Consider the following 3,217-nt stretch of genomic DNA (forward strand, 5'->3'; position numbering starts at 1 on the left):
CCCAATCACTCCAAGGGTCGGCACTTTTTGAGGGAAAAAAAGTCTAAAAACCTTGTTGGATAAGGTTTTTAGATTTATTCAGCAAACCCTAAGTAGGTGGGTGGAATTAAATATAAGATGAACGTAGGTTGGGTTGAAGCATGAAACCCAACGCCCGATTATGTTACGAAGTGCGCTAACCCATCCTACAAATAATTGTGCCTCCCTACTTATTGAGAAGTCGCTGTTCTCCTCCTGATCGGTGATCACTGAAAACGTTTCCTGTTTTCCGTTGCCTAAAACTGGAGATTTTGTCGCTCCCCATTAAGATAACTGCTATAAATTAATTACTACCACTAAAAACAACTTCGGGGAATTTTAACTGTGCATCGGCCATGGGGATTTGTCGGCCTTGATTGCGTAACTCTTGCCAAAAATTAATTACTTCTGTGGCTTTGTTGAGAACATCAACGCGATCGGACTCATCAATCCAGTGTTTTGCTTCTAACTCCTCTTGCAGTTGCTGCCAAGCATCATTGCGCGGCCAGAAAAAATAAGCGGTGAGGGGGCTAGTTCCTTTGCCGACCACCTGATCTACAGCGATCGCTACGTTCTGATCTAACCACAATACTTTTAAAATAAACTTTGATTCGGAACTGACTGTCATTGTTAATCGTTAATCGTACAATTCTCGATTATATCATCTTTTGACTCAATTTTCCGCAGTCAATTTTTAACTATTTTTTGCTGTTTTTGCGCCAATAACCACTATGTTTCCCGAAACAGACTCTTTAGCTTCTAAACAAATCGGTGTGGCCGTAATTAGAGATGATCGAGATTTAATTTTAATCGATCGCCGTCTAGCCAAGGGACTCTTGGGCGGTTTTTGGGAATTCCCCGGTGGCAAAATCGAAGGCAATGAAACGGTACAGGAATGTATTAAACGGGAGGTATTAGAAGAAATTGGCATTGAAATCGCAGTGGATAGTCATTTAATCACCATCGATCACACCTATAGTCATTTTCGGGTTAATCTACAAGTATATAACTGTCGTTATCTCAGCGGCGAAGCGCGGGCGATCGAATGTGAAGAAATCCGCTGGGTAACTATCCAGGAACTAGATAATTACACTTTCCCCGCGGCCAATCAAGAGATTATCAGAGCCTTAAAAGACATGGTAAACTCGAAATGATTGCTGTTAATCGTCGAGTGATTATGCTTAATCCTTCTATTCGTCAAGAACCCCGCTACGAACCGGCCGCGGTTATTCCCCTAAAAAAAGACGCTTCCATTGTTGAGTGGTTAGAAAAAAATAATCGCATGATTCCCCGGGATAAAGTCGCGGAACCAGATCTCACTCTCGAAGAAGATGTGGAACTATCTGAACTCATGGATGTCGATGATATCGGTTATGATGACGACGAGGATGAATTAGTCTTAGATGAAGATTAATCCCGTCTTCTTTGGCAAATTTTCCCCTTATCTGGCGCTTTAGTCGTGAACGCTAACTTTTTTTCCGCTTCCATTCTTAAAAAACCCACTGGAACCCATCTCCTGATTCTACTAACGGGATTACTATTTCTGTTAGTAGTTTTTTTTCAGTCCACTAATTCCCTGTTACCCCCCCTGATGGCCACGACATTAATCAGTGGTGGTCTTGGTTGCTGGGTAGTGCCGATGCTGCGGCGCTTGAAAATGGGTCAGATTATGCGCGAAGATGGACCACAGGCTCATTTAAAGAAAGCAGGAACCCCGACAATGGGAGGCAGCTTTTTTGTGCCAGTAGCCCTTATTTTCGCTTTAATCTGGTCTAAATTCACTCCTAATGTGGTGGCGGTTGCTTTGCTGACTTTTGCTTACATGGGTATCGGTTGGTTAGACGATTGGCAAATTCTGCGTTATAAGTCGAATAAAGGCCTATCTCCCCAGATGAAGTTAATTTTACAGATAACGGGGGCGGCGCTTTTTTGCCTCTGGATGTTGGTCAATCAGGTGAGTACCGATATCACCCTTTGGGGTCGATTAGTGATTCCTTTGGGCTTTTTCTTCTGGATTTTGGCGGGATTTGTCCTTGTGGCTGAAAGTAACGCCACTAATCTCACCGATGGGGTGGATGGATTAGCGGGGGGAACAGCTGCGATCGCTTTTTTGGGTTTAGGTATTATTATCGCTCCTAGTCATCCGGATTTAGCGATTTTCTGCGCTTGTTTTAGTGGTGCTTGTCTAGGCTTCATTTTTCATAACCGCAACCCCGCTAAAGTGTTCATGGGTGATACGGGTTCCCTCGCTTTGGGAGGCGCTTTAGCTGCGGTGGGTTTAATTGCCGGACATCTCTGGGGATTATTTTTAATTAGTGGTCTGTTCTTTCTGGAATCTCTTTCGGTAATCGCTCAGGTTAGTTATTATAAAGCTACAAAAGGACCCGATGGCAAGGGCAAAAGATTATTAAAAATGGCTCCTTTTCATCATCATTTAGAATTAAGTGGTTGGACGGAAACCCGGATTGTGGGAGCATTTTATCTGGTTAATGCGCTTTTAGTTGTCTTGGCTATTTGGAGTAGTTAATTAGGCACTAAAGGAAAGACCACAACCACAGGTATTTTGGGCGTTGGTATTGGTAAAACGGAAACCACCACCCATGAGATCTTCTGAATAGTCTAATTTAAAAATTTGTAGGTAGCGATCGCTCTCAGGATCGACTAAAATATTAATACCCTGACTTTGATAAAAGCGATCGTTTTCTGCCGCAATATCGGTTAATTCGAGATGGTAGTGAAGTCCCGAACAACCACCGTTTTTTACGGCCAAACGCAGATAGGAACCCCCCAGGCGACGGCTTTGACTCCAACGTTCAATTTCTCTAGCGGCGGCGGGACTTAATTCGATCATTGTTTTTGAGACTATTGTAATAATAATATCAAGTTATTGTGAAGTTATACCATAGTTGTTGTCCAACTTTATGTTAAGAAATATGTGACTAATAAATGGCGGGAGTAGCTGACAATTTTTAACAGAGAAAACGGGTTTCTCCGAGAAACCCGTTTTCTAGGTGACTTAGAAGGAGAGCTTAGACACTTAAACAAAGAAATTACCCACCGGAATGCTTCCTAAAGCAGGTAAAGTGCCAGTAAATCCAGTGATATTTACTAATAAATCATTGCTGGATTGGAAGCCAGCCGTGCTATCATTAATAACGAGGTAAGTTCCAGCTATCGCACCGGTTGTTACCTGCACTAA

The 3,217-nt window shown here is 42.7% G+C and carries 6 protein-coding genes; 3 read left to right on the plus strand and 3 right to left on the minus strand.

What is annotated here, in order from left to right:
* Positions 1 to 322 precede the first annotated feature (322 nt).
* Entirely contained in the window at positions 323 to 646 is a 324-nt protein-coding gene (locus tag IM319_RS10920; RefSeq protein WP_002760450.1) for a 30S ribosomal protein PSRP-3, read from the minus strand.
* A gap of 103 nt (positions 647 to 749) precedes the next feature.
* Here IM319_RS10920 and mutT point away from each other — a divergent pair, with 103 nt between their 5' ends.
* Genes mutT through mraY form a run of 3 tightly spaced genes read left to right on the plus strand, consistent with a single transcriptional unit; the run spans position 750 to position 2,545 of the window.
* Positions 750 to 1,172 carry an 8-oxo-dGTP diphosphatase MutT gene (gene mutT, locus IM319_RS10925; protein WP_287735600.1) on the plus strand — a complete coding sequence of 141 codons (423 nt, stop codon included), beginning with the start codon at positions 750 to 752 and terminating at the stop codon, positions 1,170 to 1,172.
* Positions 1,169 to 1,432, plus strand: coding sequence for a DUF3134 domain-containing protein (locus IM319_RS10930; protein ID WP_002766063.1), 264 nt, complete (start codon positions 1,169 to 1,171; stop codon positions 1,430 to 1,432). The genes mutT and IM319_RS10930 overlap by 4 nt, the downstream gene beginning before the upstream one ends.
* A gap of 45 nt (positions 1,433 to 1,477) precedes the next feature.
* On the plus strand, positions 1,478 to 2,545 hold the full coding sequence (gene mraY, locus IM319_RS10935) for a phospho-N-acetylmuramoyl-pentapeptide-transferase (RefSeq protein ID WP_287735601.1): 1,068 nt from the start codon (positions 1,478 to 1,480) through the stop codon (positions 2,543 to 2,545).
* Here the strand turns inward: mraY and IM319_RS10940 are convergent, their stop codons facing one another.
* Positions 2,546 to 2,869: a HesB/IscA family protein gene (locus tag IM319_RS10940; RefSeq protein WP_287735602.1), complete on the minus strand. Its 324-nt coding sequence runs from the start codon at positions 2,867 to 2,869 to the stop codon at positions 2,546 to 2,548.
* Between the two features lie 186 nt (positions 2,870 to 3,055).
* A partial coding sequence (locus IM319_RS10945) for a bluetail domain-containing putative surface protein (RefSeq protein WP_287684031.1) occupies positions 3,056 to 3,217 on the minus strand: 162 nt, incomplete at its 5' end.

The organism is Microcystis sp. M113S1, from assembly GCF_020246945.1.
GTDB lineage: Bacteria > Cyanobacteriota > Cyanobacteriia > Cyanobacteriales > Microcystaceae > Microcystis.

Coding starts and splice junctions, on each gene's coding strand:
- IM319_RS10920 (WP_002760450.1), bottom strand. CDS start 646: ATGACAGTCAGTTCCGAATCAAAGTTTATTTTAAAAGTATTGTGGTTA.
- mutT (WP_287735600.1), top strand. CDS start 750: ATGTTTCCCGAAACAGACTCTTTAGCTTCTAAACAAATCGGTGTGGCC.
- IM319_RS10930 (WP_002766063.1), top strand. CDS start 1,169: ATGATTGCTGTTAATCGTCGAGTGATTATGCTTAATCCTTCTATTCGT.
- IM319_RS10940 (WP_287735602.1), bottom strand. CDS start 2,869: ATGATCGAATTAAGTCCCGCCGCCGCTAGAGAAATTGAACGTTGGAGT.